At 41.0% G+C, this 19,134-nt stretch carries 15 protein-coding genes; 10 read left to right on the forward strand and 5 right to left on the reverse strand.

The window, feature by feature from the left end; genetic code table 11:
* Positions 1 to 18 precede the first annotated feature (18 nt).
* The gene (locus HG267_RS20995) at positions 19 to 204 is read left to right on the forward strand and encodes a hypothetical protein (protein ID WP_155539541.1); all 186 of its coding nucleotides are present in this window, start codon (positions 19 to 21) and stop codon (positions 202 to 204) included.
* 203 nt (positions 205 to 407) lie between these two features.
* On the opposite strand, the gene bioB is transcribed toward HG267_RS20995, so the two are convergent.
* The gene (gene bioB / locus HG267_RS21000; RefSeq protein WP_045873292.1) at positions 408 to 1,400 is read right to left on the reverse strand and encodes a biotin synthase BioB; all 993 of its coding nucleotides are present in this window, start codon (positions 1,398 to 1,400) and stop codon (positions 408 to 410) included.
* A gap of 802 nt (positions 1,401 to 2,202) precedes the next feature.
* Between bioB and HG267_RS21005 the strand changes: the two genes are divergently transcribed.
* Together HG267_RS21005 and HG267_RS21010 are read left to right on the forward strand one after the other, a co-directional pair.
* Positions 2,203 to 2,778, forward strand: a complete 576-nt coding sequence (locus tag HG267_RS21005) for a GNAT family N-acetyltransferase (RefSeq protein ID WP_045873291.1) — start codon at positions 2,203 to 2,205, stop codon at positions 2,776 to 2,778.
* A gap of 1,031 nt (positions 2,779 to 3,809) precedes the next feature.
* Positions 3,810 to 5,267, forward strand: a complete 1,458-nt coding sequence (locus tag HG267_RS21010; RefSeq protein WP_045873441.1) for a protein adenylyltransferase SelO — start codon at positions 3,810 to 3,812, stop codon at positions 5,265 to 5,267.
* Between the two features lie 186 nt (positions 5,268 to 5,453).
* On the opposite strand, the gene HG267_RS21015 is transcribed toward HG267_RS21010, so the two are convergent.
* Together HG267_RS21015 and HG267_RS21020 are read right to left on the reverse strand one after the other, a co-directional pair.
* Positions 5,454 to 6,407 carry a glycerate kinase gene (locus HG267_RS21015; protein ID WP_045873440.1) on the reverse strand — a complete coding sequence of 318 codons (954 nt, stop codon included), beginning with the start codon at positions 6,405 to 6,407 and terminating at the stop codon, positions 5,454 to 5,456.
* Between the two features lie 80 nt (positions 6,408 to 6,487).
* Positions 6,488 to 6,820: a DUF565 domain-containing protein gene (locus HG267_RS21020; RefSeq protein WP_071989466.1), complete on the reverse strand. Its 333-nt coding sequence runs from the start codon at positions 6,818 to 6,820 to the stop codon at positions 6,488 to 6,490.
* A gap of 614 nt (positions 6,821 to 7,434) precedes the next feature.
* On the opposite strand from HG267_RS21020, the gene HG267_RS21025 reads away from it, so the two are divergent.
* The 3 genes from HG267_RS21025 to HG267_RS21035 are packed head-to-tail and all read left to right on the forward strand — an operon-like array spanning position 7,435 to position 10,252.
* Positions 7,435 to 8,064 (forward strand): hypothetical protein, encoded by a 630-nt coding sequence (locus HG267_RS21025; protein WP_045873290.1) that lies wholly within the window; start codon positions 7,435 to 7,437, stop codon positions 8,062 to 8,064.
* Positions 8,065 to 8,081: 17 nt separating this feature from the next.
* Entirely contained in the window at positions 8,082 to 8,369 is a 288-nt protein-coding gene (locus HG267_RS21030; protein WP_096621924.1) for a hypothetical protein, read from the forward strand.
* A 17-nt stretch (positions 8,370 to 8,386) separates the two neighbouring features.
* Positions 8,387 to 10,252 carry an ArnT family glycosyltransferase gene (locus HG267_RS21035; protein ID WP_045873289.1) on the forward strand — a complete coding sequence of 622 codons (1,866 nt, stop codon included), beginning with the start codon at positions 8,387 to 8,389 and terminating at the stop codon, positions 10,250 to 10,252.
* 296 nt (positions 10,253 to 10,548) lie between these two features.
* Here the strand turns inward: HG267_RS21035 and HG267_RS21040 are convergent, their stop codons facing one another.
* Complete coding sequence (locus tag HG267_RS21040; protein WP_045873288.1) at positions 10,549 to 13,146, reverse strand: M1 family metallopeptidase; 2,598 nt, start codon at positions 13,144 to 13,146, stop codon at positions 10,549 to 10,551.
* A 625-nt stretch (positions 13,147 to 13,771) separates the two neighbouring features.
* Between HG267_RS21040 and HG267_RS21045 the strand changes: the two genes are divergently transcribed.
* Together HG267_RS21045 and HG267_RS21050 are read left to right on the forward strand one after the other, a co-directional pair.
* Positions 13,772 to 15,463, forward strand: a complete 1,692-nt coding sequence (locus HG267_RS21045; protein ID WP_045873287.1) for a DUF3352 domain-containing protein — start codon at positions 13,772 to 13,774, stop codon at positions 15,461 to 15,463.
* A gap of 207 nt (positions 15,464 to 15,670) precedes the next feature.
* Positions 15,671 to 16,330: a Uma2 family endonuclease gene (locus HG267_RS21050; protein WP_045873286.1), complete on the forward strand. Its 660-nt coding sequence runs from the start codon at positions 15,671 to 15,673 to the stop codon at positions 16,328 to 16,330.
* Between the two features lie 238 nt (positions 16,331 to 16,568).
* Here HG267_RS21050 and mscL read toward each other — a convergent pair whose 3' ends face one another.
* On the reverse strand, positions 16,569 to 17,000 hold the full coding sequence (gene mscL / locus HG267_RS21055) for a large conductance mechanosensitive channel protein MscL (RefSeq protein ID WP_045873285.1): 432 nt from the start codon (positions 16,998 to 17,000) through the stop codon (positions 16,569 to 16,571).
* A gap of 243 nt (positions 17,001 to 17,243) precedes the next feature.
* On the opposite strand from mscL, the gene HG267_RS21060 reads away from it, so the two are divergent.
* Together HG267_RS21060 and HG267_RS21065 are read left to right on the forward strand one after the other, a co-directional pair.
* Positions 17,244 to 18,164: a class I SAM-dependent methyltransferase gene (locus tag HG267_RS21060; protein ID WP_045873284.1), complete on the forward strand. Its 921-nt coding sequence runs from the start codon at positions 17,244 to 17,246 to the stop codon at positions 18,162 to 18,164.
* On the forward strand, positions 18,157 to 19,107 hold the full coding sequence (locus tag HG267_RS21065) for a PrsW family glutamic-type intramembrane protease (protein WP_045873283.1): 951 nt from the start codon (positions 18,157 to 18,159) through the stop codon (positions 19,105 to 19,107). Before HG267_RS21060 ends, HG267_RS21065 begins: the two co-directional genes overlap by 8 nt.
* The last annotated feature ends 27 nt before the right edge of the window (positions 19,108 to 19,134 follow it).

The raw sequence follows: 19,134 nt of genomic DNA on the forward strand, positions 1-19,134 counted from the left end.
TTAAGGAATATGAGTGCTATGAGTCAAAAACTGAATTCCGACAGTAATGTATCTAATCTGATCCTGGCATTTGTTGTAGTTGTATCAATGCTTGGATTATTGGGGTTCGCGTTTATTGATGAAAGTACTAGGCCTGTGTTTATTGAAGTAGCAAAAGTTAGCGTAGCTGCTTATTTGGGCTATTTGATTCCTAACGGGAAGTAAAGCCTTGTTGTTTAACAACAAGGCTTTACTATGCTTTAGTACGTTTCATCAGCTTCTAGTGCAGGTAACACTAGAAGCTTCTTTTTAGATCGTACAGAATATGATAATAGTGTTCTATGAGGTTTCTGTAAAGAAATTACAACAATCTGTAACTCAGCTTATTAGGCATTAATGTTTATTCAGATTGTGCTGTCAGGAAAAAATCAAACCTGAACTTTTATTCGGGCTGGCGGACGCATTTCTAAGCCCAGCAGGTTGAGCATTTCGCGATCGCTATCGTAATCTGGACATGGTGTGGTGACTGTGAGCATTTTGTTGTCATCGCTGGAGAAGATAGAATTAGCTCCAGCCATAAAGCAGAAGGCTTGTTCTACTTCGGAAAGTCTCGCCCTACCAGCGCTAAGACGCACATCTGAAGCTGGCATAATCATACGTGCTGTTGCAATCATCCTGACTACATCCCAGATAGGAACATCAGCCTGATTTTCTAAGGGTGTGCCTGGGACTTGGGAGAGAATGTTAATTGGTACAGATTCGGGATGAGGGCTGAGGTTTGCCAAGGTATGTAACATGGCGATGCGATCGCTGGCAGTTTCACCTAAGCCGAGTATGCCACCAGAACATACGGTAACATTGGTTTGGCGGACATTTTCAATCGTATTCAGGCGATCGTCGTAAGTCCTGGTGGTGATGATGGTGCTGTAATGTTCCCGCGAAGTATCTAAATTATGGTTATAAGCATAGAGTCCTGCTGCTTCTAAGCGCTTGGCTTGATCCGCCGTTAGCATCCCTAAGGTACAACAGACTTCTAAACCCATCGAGGTGACTTCTTGCACCATTTCTAACACTGTTTCAAATTGGGAATTATCCTTTACCTCACGCCAAGCTGCACCCATGCAAACCCGGCTAACACCTGTTTCCTTAGCTTTTTGGGCAATGCTAACTACAGTTTCTTTTTCTAAAAGTGCTTGTGCTTTTACCTCTGTTTTGTAGCGGGAAGATTGGGCGCAATAGTTACAATCTTCGGGACAACCCCCAGTTTTAATAGAGATTAGCTTACAGACTTGAATTTGTTTGGGATTATGATATTGGCGATGTACACTAGCAGCTTGATAAATAAGCTCTAGCAATGGCGTATTATATATCGCCTCAATTTCTGCTTCCTGCCAATCGTAGCGTATTCTTCCCACCGACATCACTTATCCTTAGTTAATAGACTGGATTTACCAAGAGCTGTCTTTTTGTTGAATATCCTAAGATACAGCATTTAGGCGAAGCGATCGCACAAATTTACGTTGCGTATTGTGCTGAAGTTGCGATCGCTTTTTCACCATGCTGTTGTAGATATTAAAAATCAGCTTATCAATTATTCTGCTTGTCCAATAGATTCACAGTCAAAAAAGGATAAAGTGCGTAGGGTGGAATGTCACTTACTTTAGGGAGATTTAGATCCCCGACTTTTTGAAAAAGTCGGGGATCTGGGCAGCAATGTTTACTTAATGTAAGTGCTATTGGTGCGTAGTGGACTGACACGCCAAAAATATTGCATGAAAAAAACTCTTGTGGGATGGGCATCTTGCCCGTCCGGGGCGGACAAGATGTCCACCCCACAAGAAAAATTATTGCAACATTTTAGCCTTGCCACGCCAGTAGGGTGGGTTAGCGGCGAGAGTACAGCACCTTTGGTAACTTAATTAATCCATCAATTTGCGCTTTTCAGCACAAAAGGGTAAGACAGCAAGGCTGACTGCTGGTAAATTGAATTGTGTACAATCTTCCACAGATTTCTGTAACCTAGATTACATTTATCTGTGCAATTTCATGAATTAGGCATCAAGCTGCTGACATCATCAAGATGTTTTAGTTAATAGAGAAAGAAAAATGGTAAATTTAAACCTTTCCCCTTTTTCCCTTGTACTTTTCCCTAGCCACAAGGGATATTCAAACTTCTGCATCTGCAAAATTTCCTGATAAGACTCACGTTAGTTATCTAGTTGTATGAAATCAGAACTACCATTGATAACGAGCGATCGCCTGTTATTAAGAATCGGTATTCAAGAGGATATACCGCAAATTCTCAAATATTTTACTACGAACAAAGATTATCTTACCCCATATTACCCCAAATGGGCTAACGATTTTTTCACAGTCAAATATTGGCAATATCAAGTTGAAGGTAATTTACTAGAATTTATTAATGGACACTCCCTAAAACTATTTATTTATCCCAAAAGCAGCCTTACAGATATTATTGGCACGATTAATTTTACGAATTTTGTCAGAGGTGCAGCTTATTTTTGCTACGTCGGTTATAGCCTCTCAGAAGATGAACAGGGTAAAGGCTATATGACAGAAGCTTTGAAAGCAGCTACTAACTATGTCTTTCAAGAATTAAATATGCACCGCATTATGGCAAATTATATGCCACACAACCAGCGCAGTGGCAATGTCCTCAAAAAGCTGGGTTTTGTTGTTGAAGGGTATGCTAGGGACTATTTATTAATTAATGGGCAATGGCAAGATCATATTATGACTAGTCTGACCAATCCTCACTGGGAAATGCCAAAATCGTAGGAAATGGGTAGAATTATGAGTTCTAGAAAATTTCATAGTAAATCCATACCAGAGACACAGTAGCTCCACAACAGACTGTAATAGTTATTAGTGTTCATACCAAGTTGCTTCAGCAACACCAGGTGAAGGGGGAAGTGGATAACCTGTATCTAATTCCCCACTTTTTTCTTCAGTATTGTTTGGTTAAAGTAAATACTAGGGAACAATCATGATTCTGGAATATTCAATTAGCATCTTGAGGCTGAGGAATCATTGAATTTCTAGAAGTTCCTTAATCATAAAATCCCAGAATCCGTTTTAATTATTGCAAAAATTACATAATCTTTAATCTTCATTGTAGAGTCGGTAATACTTACCATATCTATAGAAATCCGATTTGATTATTGAAAAAATCTAAGTATGTGTAGGGTGCGTTATCACGAAGTGTAACGCACCGTATTCTGGGCTTTGGTGCGTTGCGCTGCGCGACAACACAACGCCAGTTGCTATAACGGAGGGAACCTCCGCAACGCACTGGCTCCCCTACGTGTATTTCAAAAATCAAATATGAGTCCTATAGGTTTTAGCGCTCCATGCTCACTCTACTTATATTTCTTTTACGGCTCTATCTTTAATATAAGCTTTAAAATTATTTGGCAAAATGCCTCTTTGCTTACTGAGAATGCCTTTTTGCCTACTCATTTTCTCTCAATGCTTACTCAAAATGCCTTACTGCTTTCTCATTTTGGTGTTTTCCGCAAGTAAAATGGCGTAATGCTTACTCAAGAAGCTGTAATGAGTTCTCATTGTGGTAAATCACGCACTCATTTTTGTGTTTTCCCTAGGTAAAATGGCATAATGCTTACTCAAAAAGCTGTAATGAGTTCTCATTTGGGTAAATCACTTACTCATTTTGGTGTTTTCCGCAAGTAAAATAGCATACTCATAACTTGGCGGTGAAACCTGTTTAATTGGGACTGCTTGCAGAACTGACGCTGATGCTAGTGCCCAGAGTTAGTATTAAGAGAAGAATTAACAAAGCTTTACTGCTAATGACTCTGGCTGAAACTCCCAACCAAACCAATTCTCGCAATCCTTTTCTTCACCTCAAATACGAACCCGCCTTAGAATCTCTAGGGAACGACTACTACGACGAAGTAGCAGCAGCAGAATTTCCGCAACATATCCTGCGCTGGCGTAATGACGCAGTTTTGCCTAATTTGGGGTTAAATCCCCAAGCTGTCACCGATGAAGACTTTATCAACGCCTTTGGTAAATTTCAAGAACGTCAACCATTGTTGGCGTTGCGTTATCACGGCTATCAATTTGGTGAATATAATTCTGGCTTGGGTGATGGTAGAGGCTTTCTCTACGGACAAGTGCGGGGTATAGATGGCGAATTGTACGATTTTGGCACTAAAGGTTCTGGGAGAACTCCCTACTCTCGTGGTGGCGATGGGATGCTAACACTCAAAGGTGGAGTGCGGGAAGTTTTGGCTGCGGAGGCTTTGCATTCTTTGGGTGTACGCACCTCCCGCTGTTTAACCATGATTGAAACTGGTTTACCTTTGTGGCGGGGTGATGAACCTTCCCCGACTCGTTCATCTGTCATGGTGAGAATGAGCCGTTCTCATATTCGGTTTGGCACTTTTGAGCGATCGCATTACCTACGTCGTCCAGATTTAACCCAAAAATTATTAGACCATGTAATTGAGCAATATTATCACCACTTAGCTGCAGAACCAGATAAATATACTTTATTTTATGCAGAATTAGTTAAAAGAGTTGCGAAACTTGTAGCACAGTGGATGGCGGCTGGTTTTTGCCATGCAGTTTTAAATACTGACAATATGTCAATTACCGGGGAAAGCTTCGACTATGGCCCCTATGCCTTTATTCCAACTTACGATCCCTATTTTACTGCTGCTTATTTTGATTATTATCGACGCTATTGTTATGGACATCAGCCGAGTATTTGTAGATTGAATCTAGAAATGCTCCAAGAACCCTTAAAAGCAATAATTGGTAAAGCTGATTTGGATTCTGGTTTAGCAAAATTTGAAGAATATTATTATGCGGAATATCGCTCGTTAATGTTGAAAAAGTTAGGTTTTGATGAGTTGCAAGTTCCAGAAGTTGATGATTTGTTGGAAATGACAATTGAATTTTTGCAAGCTAGCCAAGTCGGTTATCATCACTTTTTCGCTGAAATTGCCCGGACTTTTTCGATCAACTGGCGTAACGATCCCGCCTTTGTTTTACATGATTCCGATATTTTACCAGCTAACGGAGCATCACCAATTTTTGATAACTGGTGTATTTTGTACCATAAAATTTTAAATAATTTTGCTCCTGAACAAATAGATATAATTGCGGCAACTCTTGCAGTTGCTAATCCGAAAACGGCTTTGTTAAGACCAGTAATTGAATCTATTTGGGAACCAATCGCGCAAGAAGATAATTGGCAACCATTTTATGAATTAATTGAGAAGCTGCAATCAAGACAATAATTATGTGATGGTAAGGTTCCAGTACCTTGAATTGTTGACGGTGCGTTAGGCTAAAGCCATAACGCACCCTACTGGCGTGGCAAGGCTAAAATAGTGCATTAGATTAGAAAAAATTAACCGCAGATGAACGCAGATAAACGCGGATAAAATTGATTTTTAATGCAACATTTAAGGCTTGCCACGCCACTACAAACTATAGATATTACCAAAACTGCGATCGCTATTGATTTCAATTACCAAATCAACCCATTGCGGAGAGTTAACCAAAGGCTTGATGAATAATTCCGGGTGCAGCGATCGCCAAAAATAATGTACAAATTCTTCTATCTGTTGTTCGCTCATTCCCGATTTACCAGATGCAATCATCTTTTGTTCTGCTTGTTTGCGCCATAGTAAGGATGAGCGATAATCAGTAGGGTATAAAACGATTAAACTATCCAACCTCTGCCAAAGCGGAAGATAATTCTCCAACTGACTATTCATATCCCTGGCAAACGTGCGATCTGCATCTGTAAAAATCGGCGCTGGCGCATGATCAAAGGCTTGGGGATCAATTGGTCTTACACCCACAAACCACCCTTCAAAGAGCAAAATATCCACATTTGCGGCGACTTCTGGAGTAGTGCGATCGCCTGCACCATTGTAAGCAGATTTATCAAACCGGGGGATCACAACTGGACTTTGTGATTGGTGAATCTGGTCGAGTAAATTTAAGCCTAGATCAATATCGTGAGTTCCCGGAGGGCCGCGCCAAATTAAACGGGGGTCTTGTTGTGATAGAAGTAAGCGATCGCTATAGGTTTTGTATAAGTCATCCAAAGATAAAGTGACAGTGTGATATCCCAACTCCTGCAGAATCAAAGTTAACGCTTGGGACATAGTAGTTTTACCAGTTCCTTGTACGCCCAAAATTCCTTGAATTAAGGGATGTCCCAACTTTTGACGCTGCGATGCAATGTTAATTGCCAAAGGTAACCATAACTCCCGCAAGGTATGTAACATCACCTCGGGTTCCACTTGCAGCGTGGTTTGGCAAAACTCGTTAAAAGCTGGTTCGATAGATTTGAGTAAATGCGATCGCCTTTGAATCACCTCATCCACATTTTCTGCCGTAATTCCAAAAGAGTTGTCATTTGTCATTTGGTAATTGGTAATTGGTAATTGGTAATTTTCCTTTTCCCCTTTCCCCTTTCCCCAATCCCCAATCCCCAATCCCCTAATCACGATCCCAGCTTGAACGCTTCCAGAAACAGGCTGTAAGTAAAACCAACCTTGAGAAAGTTGAGTGCTTCCACCCATAGCGATCGCCTCAAGAAAAAGTTACCACTGTAGAAGATTCTGCTACTCACTTCGGTTAGTACAACTAAAACCGCTGCTACCCAAATATCCAATTCTGCCTTTTGTCCAGCACTGGTAGAAATTGCCGATCCGAGAAAGAAACCAAACAAAAAACAAATTATTAGTAGCGATAATCGCCGCCAAGGGTTAACAAACCATAACCCTATTTGCCTGGTAGTAGCATCAACTAAATTATTTATACGAGTATTTTGCATAATTGGGACACAAGCCAAAAGTCAAGAAATCATGAAATATTCCTCTTTTAGAGGATATCGGTTTTAGCATAAGCTTGTTTGAGCAGTAATTGAACTATCTAGTGGGCTTTCAGTGTTGATGAAATTTTATACAGGGTGTCATCTGCAGGTAAGTAAAACTTTTCCAAAAATTGTTGAATGTAGGGTTCCACCCCTTAACAATCAGAGTTATCTTAAAATATGTAGTGTGAAATATTAAGAAAAATGAAGTACATTCCACAGAGAAATCTGGGGGTTTGTCACCATAATCTTTGTTACTGTCACTACTTGTAAAACAAAAATTACTGTTTGCGCTTCTCCGAAGAAATCTGCTAGTGATGTATTATATTTTTTGTGCTTTTTCACATTCTCAACAAAAGATGGCCTTGATTAATCAGGCTTACACCTGATTTTTCGTTAGAGAATCAAGGTGATTATTTTTGTCAGTATGTTTCTTGAAAATGCTATTTATGATACATTGCATAACTTGCTTTCAAGAGGCTCTATAGTAGGCAATTACAGTAATTGCCCTTGCGGAGAATAGGCTAGGATTTGGACAAGCCTAAACAAATACTTATTTCTAAATAACTATCAATATGAAAACGTCAGTGTATCGTAACGCTGCTGTTCTAGCTTGTTCTTTGGGACTGTTAGGGTTACTGGTGGGGTGCTTTGGCATGAGTGTTTCTTTTGAAACTACAGATCCAAACTCAACTTCGTCACAACCAAATGAAACGCCTCAACTACCCAGCAATTCTTCTCCATCTTTTGCTCATGAAACCGTTAGCTCAACTAATGTTTCTGCTTCAGTAACTCTACCTGCTGAAGCGGTAGAAAATAGTACTAATAAAGATACTTCTCTATTGGCATATAGTCAAAAATCTTCTGGAAGTATCAAAGCAGGAGAAGGCAAATTGCGGATGAGTAATCAAACCAATCAGCCTGTGCGCCTCGCTTTACTAGCAAGAAAGTCAGCAGCTAAAGGTGCGTCTAAAACTCAGCAAGATATTCCCGCCCATTGGGATTTTGAACCTCAAGAAGGCAGTGAAAAAGGCCTACTCCTATCTCTGCCTAACGGTAACTTAAAACTAGAGAAGGGAGATATTCTCGTAGCCTTTGCCCAAGATGGTTCACGTCGCTACTGGGGGCCTTATGTAGTTGGGGAAACATCTTCACCAGTATGGAATTCTCAAAGCCAGGAATGGCGGCTAGTACTTAGTAAGTAGGGATTGGGGATTGGGGATTGGGGATTGGGGATTGGGGACTGGGGATTGGGGACTGGGGATTGGGGACTGGGGATGAGGAGGATGAGGAGGATGAGGGAGATGAGGGAGCAGAGGAGAATAGCCATTGCTCATTACCCATTACTCATTACTCATTACTCATTACTCATTACCCCATGCCCCATGCCCCATGCCCCATGCCCCATGCCCCATGCCCCATGCCCCATGCCCTATTCCCCATTTCCCAAGAACAAAATCTACCAAGTCAACGACTATTAACAAAGTGCTGTTTGACTGTAGACTTTTGAGCATTGACTGATAACAAATGAACATGAAATTGAGCCTTCCCCACACTGTTGGCCAGTGGTGCAAAAATATACTTACGCGTCCGGCGCTGGCTGTGACTGTATCGGTTCTGTGGTTAATTGTGATTGGTTGGATAGCTTATGGTTGGAATTTAGGCAACATTGGCTTAGTTGATGAAACAGAACCACTGTTTGCCGAGGCTTCCCGTCAAATGTTCATTACAGGAGATTGGATCACTCCCTTCTTTAATGCCCAGACACGCTTTGATAAACCAGCGTTAATTTATTGGTGTCAAGCGATCGCCTATGGCATTTTGGGTGTGAATGAATGGGCGGCGCGCATCCCATCAGCACTGGCGGCGATGGGGACAGTCGCTTTAGCTTTTTACACAGTACATTGGTCGCTAGCGAGAAAAGATGAATTAGAACAAGTATCCCGCCCTGTTCGCCGTTACTTAACGGCTGGGTTGGCTGCAACTGTGATGGCGCTAACTCCAGAAATGATCGCCTGGGGACGTATTGGTGTCTCAGATATGCTGCTGACTGGGTGTATCGCATCAGCTTTGCTATGCTTCTTTTTAGGTTACGCACAGAATTCACAATTCCCCAAGAATAAATGGTACTGGGCTTGTTATGTGCTAGTTGCTGGGGCAATTTTAACTAAAGGCCCGGTAGGAATTGTATTACCAGCGTTAATTATCGGTGCGTTTGTTATCTACCAAGGCAACTTAGTAGAAGTATGGCGGCAAATGCGTCCCCTAGTGGGGTTGCTAATTATTTTAGGATTATCAGTTCCCTGGTATGCGCTAGTGATTTGGCGTAATGGCTGGAATTATATTAATTCTTTCTTTGGTTATCACAATATAGAACGGTTTACAGAAGTAGTTAATGGACATTCAGCACCCTGGTATTTTTACTTTTTAGTAGTGCTATTAGGCTTTGCTCCATACTCAGTCTACTTACCTGCCGCAATGATTCGACTGAAGTTTTGGCAGCGATCGCACTGGCGTTCTCAAGAACGTTCTCAGCAATTAGGTTTATTTGCTTGCATTTGGTTTCTAGCGGTTTTTGGCTTTTTCACCATCGCTGTTACCAAACTTCCTAGCTATGTATTACCGTTAATGCCAGCCGCCGCGATTCTGGTGGCGCTGTTATGGAGTGACTTGATCCCAGAACCCGAAACCGACAATCATAAATCTGTCATCGCCGCCAAATCTTTTGTGTGGAGTAGCTGGATCAATGTCATCTTTTTATCTGCGGTTGCTGCAGCATTATTTCACCTCGCCCAGTTAGTAGGTTACGATCCTGCTGCACCTGAGTTGTATCAGTCGATTCAACAGATGGGTTTACCAGCGATCGGGGGGATGATTTGGCTATTGGTAGCCATCATTATTGCTGCGTTTACCCTAACTCGCCGTTGGCAATGGATTATCACGGCTAACTTATTAGGGTTTGTGATATTTTTTACAGTTGTTTTGATGCCTACTTTGTTTGTCATGGATCAGCAGCGTCAGCAACCTTTACGAGAATTAGCTACAATCGCTGCCCAAGTAGAACAACCAAAAGAAGAATTAATTATGCTGGGTTTCAAAAAACCTAGTGTGGTGTTTTACAGCCATAAAACAGTCAATTACATCTCATCTGCACCGGAAGTTGTAGACTATATTCACAAACAAAATGCTCAACCAGCCAAGCTTAATTCTTTGCTACTGCTAGCGGAAAAAGACAGATTTTTAGCAATGGACTTGGAACCAGAAGAATACAAGCATATTGCTAGTAAAGGTGCTTATTATTTGGTGAGAGTTCCTGTCAAGAAAATTAAAAAACAAAAACTTGATATCTCTTATTCTGTTCCTAATAACACCATTCAAAAACAGCACTTTTGAAGTAAGTGAGGGACATCGTGAGTAATGAGTAATGAGTAATGAGTAATGAGTAGGAAATTTACTTATTACTCATTACTTTTTTCAATTAGTTGCTGTCCCTCATAAACATAGAATCTGTTGTAATACCAAATCCGGCTTCTTTACCCCTTTATCTTCTTACTCCTCTTCTCTTTGTGTTCTTTGTGTCTTCTCTGCGAGACGCTACGCGAATGCGGTTCGATAAAAAAGGGGTTATTTAAGCGGATTTGGTGTAAATCCTTAACCGAGGAGTATTGTGTGGTATTCTACCTGCTAATTTACGATGCAGGACTCTGAGATTTAGCCTCCAAATTTTCTAAGCGGCTTCTCAATTCCTGATTTTGCTGTTTGAGTTGATCAAGTTCCTCGCGCAAAGTCCGCAGCGCATTATCGGTACCAATATTGCTTTGCACTCGCGTAATTTCTTCATCCGCATAGCGACGCACACGTCCATCTGGAGTTTGATCGGCTAGCGATCGCAAAATTCCAATGGCTTTGGGTGTTTCCATTTGTCCTAATGCGGTGACGACTGCGACTTGGGTTAAGAAGAAGCTTTCTTTGGCTAGTTCTCCTAATCTTTCTAAAATTCGTTCTAAATTGACTGGAGTTTGACCGACAGATATTTTACCTAAAGCGCGAATTGTCGCCAAGCGTAAGGCTTGGGGTACGCCAGGTTTGGTATATTCCAGCAACAAGTTTAAAGCTGCTTCAGAGGTTTTGAGTTCTGCTAAACCTGCGATCGCACCACTGCGAACTACTTCATTCCAGCCGCTTCTTTCTTCTAAAACCGACTTGAGAAGTTTCAGTACCTTTTCTTCTCTGGGTTTTTCGTCTAGGTTAACTGAGGCGATCGCGCCAATTGCACGACAAGCTGCTGATTCTACATAGTAACTGCGATCGCCATCTTGAACTAAGCTTTTCAAAGCTTTATAGCTTTCGGTGGTTTTGATTGTAGCTAGCGCATCGACAACCGCACGACGCACATAAGGACTTTTATCTTCTAAACCAACGACTAAACCATCAAAGGCTTGATCCAATTTGATTTCGGCTAGTTGTTTCGCAACTTCAACACGCACACCCCAAAATGGATCGTTTTTTAAAGCCGCAGATAATGTTTTTGTGGCTTCTAAGCTACCTTTTTTCGCTAAAGCTTCAGCTGCATAAATGCGAGAGAGGGGATCGGGATCAAATTCTAACTGTGCTTTTAATTCGGGAATCGGATATTCCAAAGTTACAGTTTTGAGATAATTATTCCCCACATCAAAGCTGATAAATTGTGGTTTAGTTTCTAATGGAAAGTAGAAACTTTGTTCTTTTTCATTTACCCTCACAGTAAAAGTTTTGAGTTGTGGCGAGTCTCCTGATTCGCTATAACCAAACCCGATAGGAATTCTTAGGTCAAATAACTCTTTACTGTTATTATTTTGTGCTTGGGTTTGAGTAACAGTAACTTTTGCTAAATTAGCATCTCCATCCCAAGAGTAAGCTACTTTAAAATCAGGATGACCACCACGATAAACATACTGGTCGAACAGGAAGGTAAGATTTCGTCCTGTAGCTTTTTCAATTGCCCGTAATAAATCTATTGTTTCGACAGTTTTGTGGGCATTATCTTGAACAAATGTGTGAATTGCTGGCCAAAACAATTCTTCGCCTAATTCTGCCCGAATCATGTGATAAACACAAGACCCTTTTTCGTAAATGTGGCGATCATAAAGTTCAATTGCTTCGCGGTAAACGTGAGTTACCATCGGACGGCGGTATCTACCGCTATCTTCGCTAAAGTAACTCCGCGCTTCTAATAATCGATAGTATGCTGCTTCTTGGCTACTATATTCATGTTCTGTCCACATGACTTCAGAATAAGAAGCCATGCCTTCTTTAATCCAAGCATGAGACCAATGTTTAATTACTAGTAAATCACCAAACCATTGGTGTGCTAGTTCGTGAACAACTAAACTTTCGGTATTGCGATTATCTAAAGCAGCGCGTTCATCTAATAAGCAGCGATCGGTTAATAGGGTGGCTGAGGTATTTTCCATCCCACCGAAAATGAAGTCATCAACGCATACTTGGGCATATTTCGGAAAAGGATAGACATAACCATACTTTTCACTTAAAAATTCAATCATGCGGGGGGTTTTGCCCATGCTGCGTTTCGCATCTTCTTCCCTACTTTTTTCTACATAGTAGGTAACAGGTTTACCTTGCCATTCATCACGAATTTCAGCAAAGTCACCAATTGCCAATGTCATTAAGTAAGTAGGATGAATTTGTTGCTGTGACCAATGGTAAATTTTCTCTTTACCATCTTCCTCTGTGCGAATCAGTTCACCATTAGAAATTGCTACCAGAGGTTTAGGAACACGCACCCGAATTTCCGATGTAGAAAGTTGTCCGGGATAGTCAAAACAGGGAAACCAAAAGCGAGAATCTTCGTCTTCTCCTTGTGTCCAAACTTGGGTAGGCTTTTTGGGGTAGTGTTTATCTGGTTGAATAAAGTAAATCCCACGTTGGGGTTTTTCTACTGAGTAGGCGATCGCAATTATTATCCGCTTACCTACTTGAGTGGGGCTAGAAAGTTTAATGACTAACTTTTCACCATCGTAGTCAAACTCTTGCTCTACTTCGTCTACCTGTACGTATTTAATATTCAGGTTGACAGCATCCAACGTCAAACTTTCAATTCCCGTCCGGACGGGTAAAAGACGAATACTACAATTACCAGAGTAACTCTGGTGAGAAATATCCAAACTTAGATCTAAAAAAATATGCTCTACTTGTCCAGGGCGATCGGGATTGTAATGAGGTTTAGCCCCTGGTAACTCAAAAGATCTGTGACCGTTATTTTCTGTATCAAAATAAAAATTGGACATTGATGCTTGTTGACCTTATATCCTGATAAGTCTAGCTGGATGTAGTGAAAAAAATAGTGAAATTGGGTATCTTCCCCAATCAACTCAGCAGTCTGGAAGAACGCTTTTCTGGGTTTAATTACTAATTTATAATTCGTAATTCAGAACATAGCCATAAGCCTAAAACTCTTTAGTCCGCACAGTTTCAGGTGCAGTCTAAATCCTTGTCTGAAACTCTATTACGAATTATCAATTAAGAATTACGAATTTTTCATCTTCCCCTTGTTTCTCCCTTATATGCTTTCCCTGATGTCAGTTGATCTCTTGTACTTCTTGGTATTCAGTCAAGAGTCTCTTCTTGACAGATGCCTCTTAAGCACAAATACCCCCAAGTATTTCTATAACTTAGGATAACTTGCTGCTGTTGACCAAGCTATTTTTTTGAGTTAAACAACATACTATTTACGGATTTGCGTCTCATTATGTTGTAGTAATTCTTGGAGTAAGTTAAAACCCTTAGTGTATAGTAATACTAATTTTGTCAGTAAATACCGCTAAATTAGTACAACTTATTAATAATTCCGAAAACTCTACAATGACGTTTTTACTAGCCTCCATAACAATTGGGGAAACGAGGATCTAATCAATGCCTGAAAGTAAATCAAAGTTTTTAATTCCTACTATTGGTGCAGCTGTAGTGATTACAGGGGGTATAGCTGCCTATATGTATTTTAAGGGAGGCCCTGCAGGCGATAGCGCAGGTGCTTTAGGCAGCGCCAAGGTAGTACCTTCTACAGCCTTAATGGCAACTTACATTACCACCGATCCCCAAGCTTGGGCGAAGTTACAGCAGTTTGGTACCCCCGAAGCACAACAACTAGTTGCCAAAGGTTTAGAGTCATTCAATCAAGATTTGTTAAAAGATACTAACATTTCTTATGAAAACGACATAAAACCTTGGGTGGGTGGTGTGATGATGGCTGTGCTACCACCCGATCCAGTCAAACCCGCCCAATTTACGCCTCCGGCTGGCGCACCCAATAAACCTACCAAGTTACAAGCAGAACCAAAGATGCTGCTGGTAGTGGGAATCAAAGACAAAATCGGCGCTTTAAATTTTGGTAATAAATTAAAAGCCCAAAAAGGTATTAAATTTCAAGAAATTGAATATAAAGGCGAAAAAATTACAGAAGCCACAGATAAAGGCAAACCAACCTATAGCGTAGTTTTAAATAATAGCCAATTACTTTTATCTCCCGAAAAACCAACAATTGAACAGGCAATTGATACCTATAAAGGACAACCTTCCTTTGCCACTAAAGAAGGTGCTAGCAATATTCTGAGCAAAGGTGTAGATGTCAAAAATACCCTGGCACAAATTTATATACCCGACTATGCGGGGATGATCCAACAGTTAGCAGCCGCTAATCCCCAAGGTACACAATTACCTCCCCAAACCCTCAAGCAGTTGCAGCAAGTAAAATCGATGGTGGCGGGTGTGGGTGTTGATGATGGAGGTTTGCGAGTCAAAGCGATCGCTAATTTAGATTCCCAACTCAACAAATTCCAATATCAAAATACTGCTGCCAAAATCGTAGGAGAATTTCCCGCCGAAACCTTTGCTTTAATTAGTGGACAAGGGATCAGCAAGACTTGGACAACTTTAATAGAACAATCCAAAGATTACCCTGAATTTAACCAAGCCGTGGCACAGGTACGCCAACAACTCAAATCAGTCGCCAACTTGGACTTAGATAAAGAAGTTCTCGGCTGGATGGATGGGGAATTTGCTTTGGGTGCGATTCCTGCTAATCAAGGTATTTTAGCTAGCGTGGGTTTTGGTGGAGCATTCTTATTTGATACTAGCGATCGCAAAACAGCCGAAGCTACTCTCAGCAAACTCGATGACTTGATCAAAAAGCAACTAGTCACAGTTGCTCAAAGAACTATCGATGGTAAAAACGTTACTGAATGGCAAGTACCACAACAAGGTGCTTTGTTATCTCATGGCTGGTTAGATCAAGATACCGTATTTATAGCTATAGGTGGCCCAGTTGGCGATGCGATCGCAACTAAGAAAAACCAATCTCTCGATAGTAGCGACACCTTTAAAGCTGTAACTGGTACCTTACAAAAACCCAATGGCGGCTACTTTTACATAGATATGGATAAAACCATGACTGTGGTGAATCGCTTCGCTGCAGCTAAACCCCTACCACCTGAAGCCAACGCCATTCTCACTTCTATTCGTGGTTTGGGTGTGACTGCTACCAGTCCAGATCAATCCACTAGTCAAGTAGAAATGTTATTGGCACTTAAACCGAAAGCTGCAAAATAGGGGAAGGGGGAAAGGGTAATGGGTAATTGGTAATTGGTAATTGGTAATTAGGTGTTTGGTGTTTGTTATTTCCCCTGATCTTCTTGTCCTCTTGTCTCCCTCATCCCAATCCCCAATCCCTAGTCCCCAATCCCCAGTCCCCAGTCCCCAGATCCAATCCCTAACGTTAAAATAAACCCATAAATTGCAAATGCCATAGCCTCAACCATGTCCCTCGCCAAAGAATTAGATGCTACTCAGGACACCCAAGAAGATGTTATTTTTCCGCCAGGTGACTTATATAGCGATGAGCCTCCTTTGGAAACAGAACTGCATCTAGAGCAAATAATTCTCCTACTTAAATGTCTTGAATGGTTGTGGCGAGACAGAACAGATTTCTACGCTGCTGGCAATCTTACTATTTATTACAGCTGGAAAAAACTGAAAACTGAGAGCTTCCGCGGCCCTGATTTTTTTGTTGTCCTCAATACCGAACGCAAAACCCGCAAAAGTTGGGTAGTGTGGGAAGAAGATGGTAAATATCCTAACTTCATTCTCGAAATTCTTTCGGAATCAACAGCGAATACAGACAAAGAATTAAAGAAAAAGATTTATCAAGATACCTTTCGCACCCCTGATTATTTTTGGTTTGATCCATACACACTAGAATTTGCAGGGTTTCATTTAGTAGATGGGCAATATCAACCTCTAGAACCAAATCAGCAAGGACATTTATGGAGCCAGCAGCTTGGTTTATATTTAGGGATTGAACAAGGACTATTAAGACTTTTTACCCCCGCAGGCAAGCTAGTACCAACCCCAGAAGAAACAGCAGAAAAATTAGCTGCTAAACTGCGAGAATTAAATATCGATCCAGAAACAATTTAACTAATAATTTGACACAAAATAGAACTTCTATTTGATTATTTGATTTTTAAAATTAAAGTAGTGGCGTGTCTAGACTAAAATGAGGCATTAGATTGGAAAAAATTAACCGCAGATAAACGCAGATAAACGCGGATAAAATTGATTTTTATTGCAACATTTTAGCCTTGCCACGCCAGTAGGATGCGTTAGCGTCAGCGTAACGCATCTCTTGCTAACCAGTTTTTAGGTAACAGTTAAATCAAAACTGAGGGTTACGAGATTCCAAAGTCTGCGTCAACCGATCTAATGCTCCAGTTAATCTTTCTTGAGCTACAAGATTGGGGTCTGCTGGTGGAGGTTCAGCAGCAATTTCTTCTTTTTTCTTGAATTTTTGTAAAGCTTGAATTACTACAAACAAAACCAAAGCAATAATCACAAAATCAACTATTGAACCGAGAAACTTGCCAATCGCAATTCCTGGGCCAACAGTAATTGTTCTCCAATCTTTACCAGCCACAGCAACTAGAGGATTAATTAATGGCATCACCACATCCTCAACAAATGAGGTGACGATTTTACCAAAAGCTCCACCAATGATAACTGCGATCGCTAAATCAACTACATTGCCTTTGAGCGCAAACTCTTGAAAATCCTTTAAAAAACCGCTGGTTCGTCTTCTTGCTCTTACCATATTTTTTGTTGATACTATCTCAACGTTGGTTATAGTTTTGTAAAAATGGCATCACGTGCCGGAGTAGATAAAACTGATTGTTGTAAATATTGGTATCTTACCAGTCGCAGATTCATGTATTTGATAAAGTTATATTTTGCATTCCAAAGTCACAGAATGCAGTTATACAATTGCATCTGTTGCTAGACTGGCAGTCAGCAAGTATGTCATAAGTTAAAAAGGCAATTGAACGTAAATTGATCTATGACTGCTGCTGTAGATAATGCTCCTGGTTTAGCTTCCCGCTTGGTCAATGGTGTATTGGCTATCAAGCCTTTAGCCAACTTAGCCAAGCATCAAGCCAGACAGATGATGATTAAACGTGCTGAGAAAATGGGTGTACCTTGGACAAAAGAAGTACAGCAACTTCAAGCACGTGATTGGACAACCGATTTAGCGAAAGTAGAAAATCCCCAGATTTCTTACCCTGACTATTACCTCACCTCATTCCATGCCTACGAAACTGGAAATATGAGCTGGCAAGCGGCGTTTGAGGTAGAACCTGCGGCCTATGCTGTTCACGCTAAAATTTGGCAAGGTGCAGAAGCTCGAGGCGATTGTCAACTGCGCCAAAATTACCACGATATTCTCAAAAACCAACTTCCCAACCCACCACAAGACATCTTAGATATCGGGTGTAGTGTGGGTATGAGTACCTTTGCCTTACAAGCGCTTTATCCCCAAGCTAAGATTACAGGTTTAGACTTATCTCCCTATTTCTTAGCAGTAGCGGAATATCGTTCACAGCAACGTCAAGCAAAAATTAACTGGGTTCATGCACCAGCCGAAGCCACCGGATTACCAGATGCTGCTTTTGATTTAGTTTCGATTTTTCTGGTTTGCCATGAATTACCCCAAGCGCCTACGAAGCAAATTTTTGCAGAGGCGCGGCGTTTACTACGTCCGGGTGGTCATTTGGCAATTATGGATATGAATCCCAAAGCAGAAGCTTTTGTGAAAATGCCACCTTACATTTTGACGCTGCTGAAAAGTACTGAACCTTATCTAGATGAATATTTCAACTTAGATATTGAACAAGCTTTAGTGGCAGCAGGTTTCCAGGCTCCAACAATCTCTAGCAATAGCCCTCGTCACCGCACTGTAATTGCTCAGGTACGTGGCTGATTTTTTACTTGTCTTGTGGGCAGTCATTCCACCATTACTGCTACTTTCTTACTACTATTGCCGTATTTCCACGCCCCCACCACTGTTAAAGTTGCTGCTGTTATTTATCTTGGGGGGAATCTCTGGTTTTGTTGCCCTCGGCTTAGAAATAGTTTTTGAAACTGTAGCCAACTGGGTTATTGACTGGCGACAAATGAACTACTCGCTTCCTGGTATTGCTTTCCGGCAACTTGTGGAAATAGGGCCGATTGAAGAAGGTTGTAAGTTGGTAGCAGTGATTGCCCCAAGCCACTATCTGCAACGCAGGTATCGATTGCGCCCTAGTACAGTGTTTGTTTTCACCATAGCTGTTGCTTTCGGATTTACTGCTCAAGAAAACTGTGTTTATCTATTCAATAACACAGCATCAATTCTTAACCGGATTATTGGTACGCCAGTTCATGCTTTGTTTTCTGCCCCTTGGGGCTATGCTTTGGCGATGCATTTCAGCCACAACCGAAATTTGCTGTTTTTGGCTTGGCTAAATTCTGTGGTCTGTCATGCCATAGTCAATGTTTTATCTAATACGGGGCGTTATTCATGGCCATTACTTATTCTCAACTATGGCTTATTTCCATTTCTGTTGTGGATGTTTTGGCGAATGGAACAATTACTGCGAAGAGTGGAAGGTAAACGCCCCATAAATTTGATTTCTGGTAGAACAAGCCAACATCGTTACTGGCAAAGAGGTTTAGTGATATTTGCGCTGATGTTAGGTGGTAATGCAATTTTTGCCTTATTTCTCCTAGCTCAAAAGCTCAGTCCCCTGAGTTGGTCACAGCTTTTTTACCCTGATATCTTGTGGTATACAGTGACGAGGTTTGCAATTAATTTAATCTTTGCAACTATAGCCTGGTTAATTTATATTTATTTGCGACGTTCAGCCCAGCGACGTTATTTTTAAAGATGAGGAGTTGGTAATTGGTAAAAG

Origin of the sequence: Tolypothrix sp. PCC 7601 (assembly GCF_025677855.1) — a bacterium.
GTDB lineage: Bacteria > Cyanobacteriota > Cyanobacteriia > Cyanobacteriales > Nostocaceae > Aulosira > Aulosira diplosiphon.

Coding starts and splice junctions, on each gene's coding strand:
- HG267_RS20995 (WP_155539541.1), top strand. CDS start 19: ATGAGTCAAAAACTGAATTCCGACAGTAATGTATCTAATCTGATCCTG.
- bioB (WP_045873292.1), bottom strand. CDS start 1,400: ATGTCGGTGGGAAGAATACGCTACGATTGGCAGGAAGCAGAAATTGAG.
- HG267_RS21005 (WP_045873291.1), top strand. CDS start 2,203: ATGAAATCAGAACTACCATTGATAACGAGCGATCGCCTGTTATTAAGA.
- HG267_RS21010 (WP_045873441.1), top strand. CDS start 3,810: ATGACTCTGGCTGAAACTCCCAACCAAACCAATTCTCGCAATCCTTTT.
- HG267_RS21015 (WP_045873440.1), bottom strand. CDS start 6,407: ATGACAAATGACAACTCTTTTGGAATTACGGCAGAAAATGTGGATGAG.
- HG267_RS21020 (WP_071989466.1), bottom strand. CDS start 6,820: ATGCAAAATACTCGTATAAATAATTTAGTTGATGCTACTACCAGGCAA.
- HG267_RS21025 (WP_045873290.1), top strand. CDS start 7,435: ATGAAAACGTCAGTGTATCGTAACGCTGCTGTTCTAGCTTGTTCTTTG.
- HG267_RS21035 (WP_045873289.1), top strand. CDS start 8,387: ATGAACATGAAATTGAGCCTTCCCCACACTGTTGGCCAGTGGTGCAAA.
- HG267_RS21040 (WP_045873288.1), bottom strand. CDS start 13,146: ATGTCCAATTTTTATTTTGATACAGAAAATAACGGTCACAGATCTTTT.
- HG267_RS21045 (WP_045873287.1), top strand. CDS start 13,772: ATGCCTGAAAGTAAATCAAAGTTTTTAATTCCTACTATTGGTGCAGCT.
- HG267_RS21050 (WP_045873286.1), top strand. CDS start 15,671: ATGTCCCTCGCCAAAGAATTAGATGCTACTCAGGACACCCAAGAAGAT.
- mscL (WP_045873285.1), bottom strand. CDS start 17,000: ATGGTAAGAGCAAGAAGACGAACCAGCGGTTTTTTAAAGGATTTTCAA.
- HG267_RS21060 (WP_045873284.1), top strand. CDS start 17,244: ATGACTGCTGCTGTAGATAATGCTCCTGGTTTAGCTTCCCGCTTGGTC.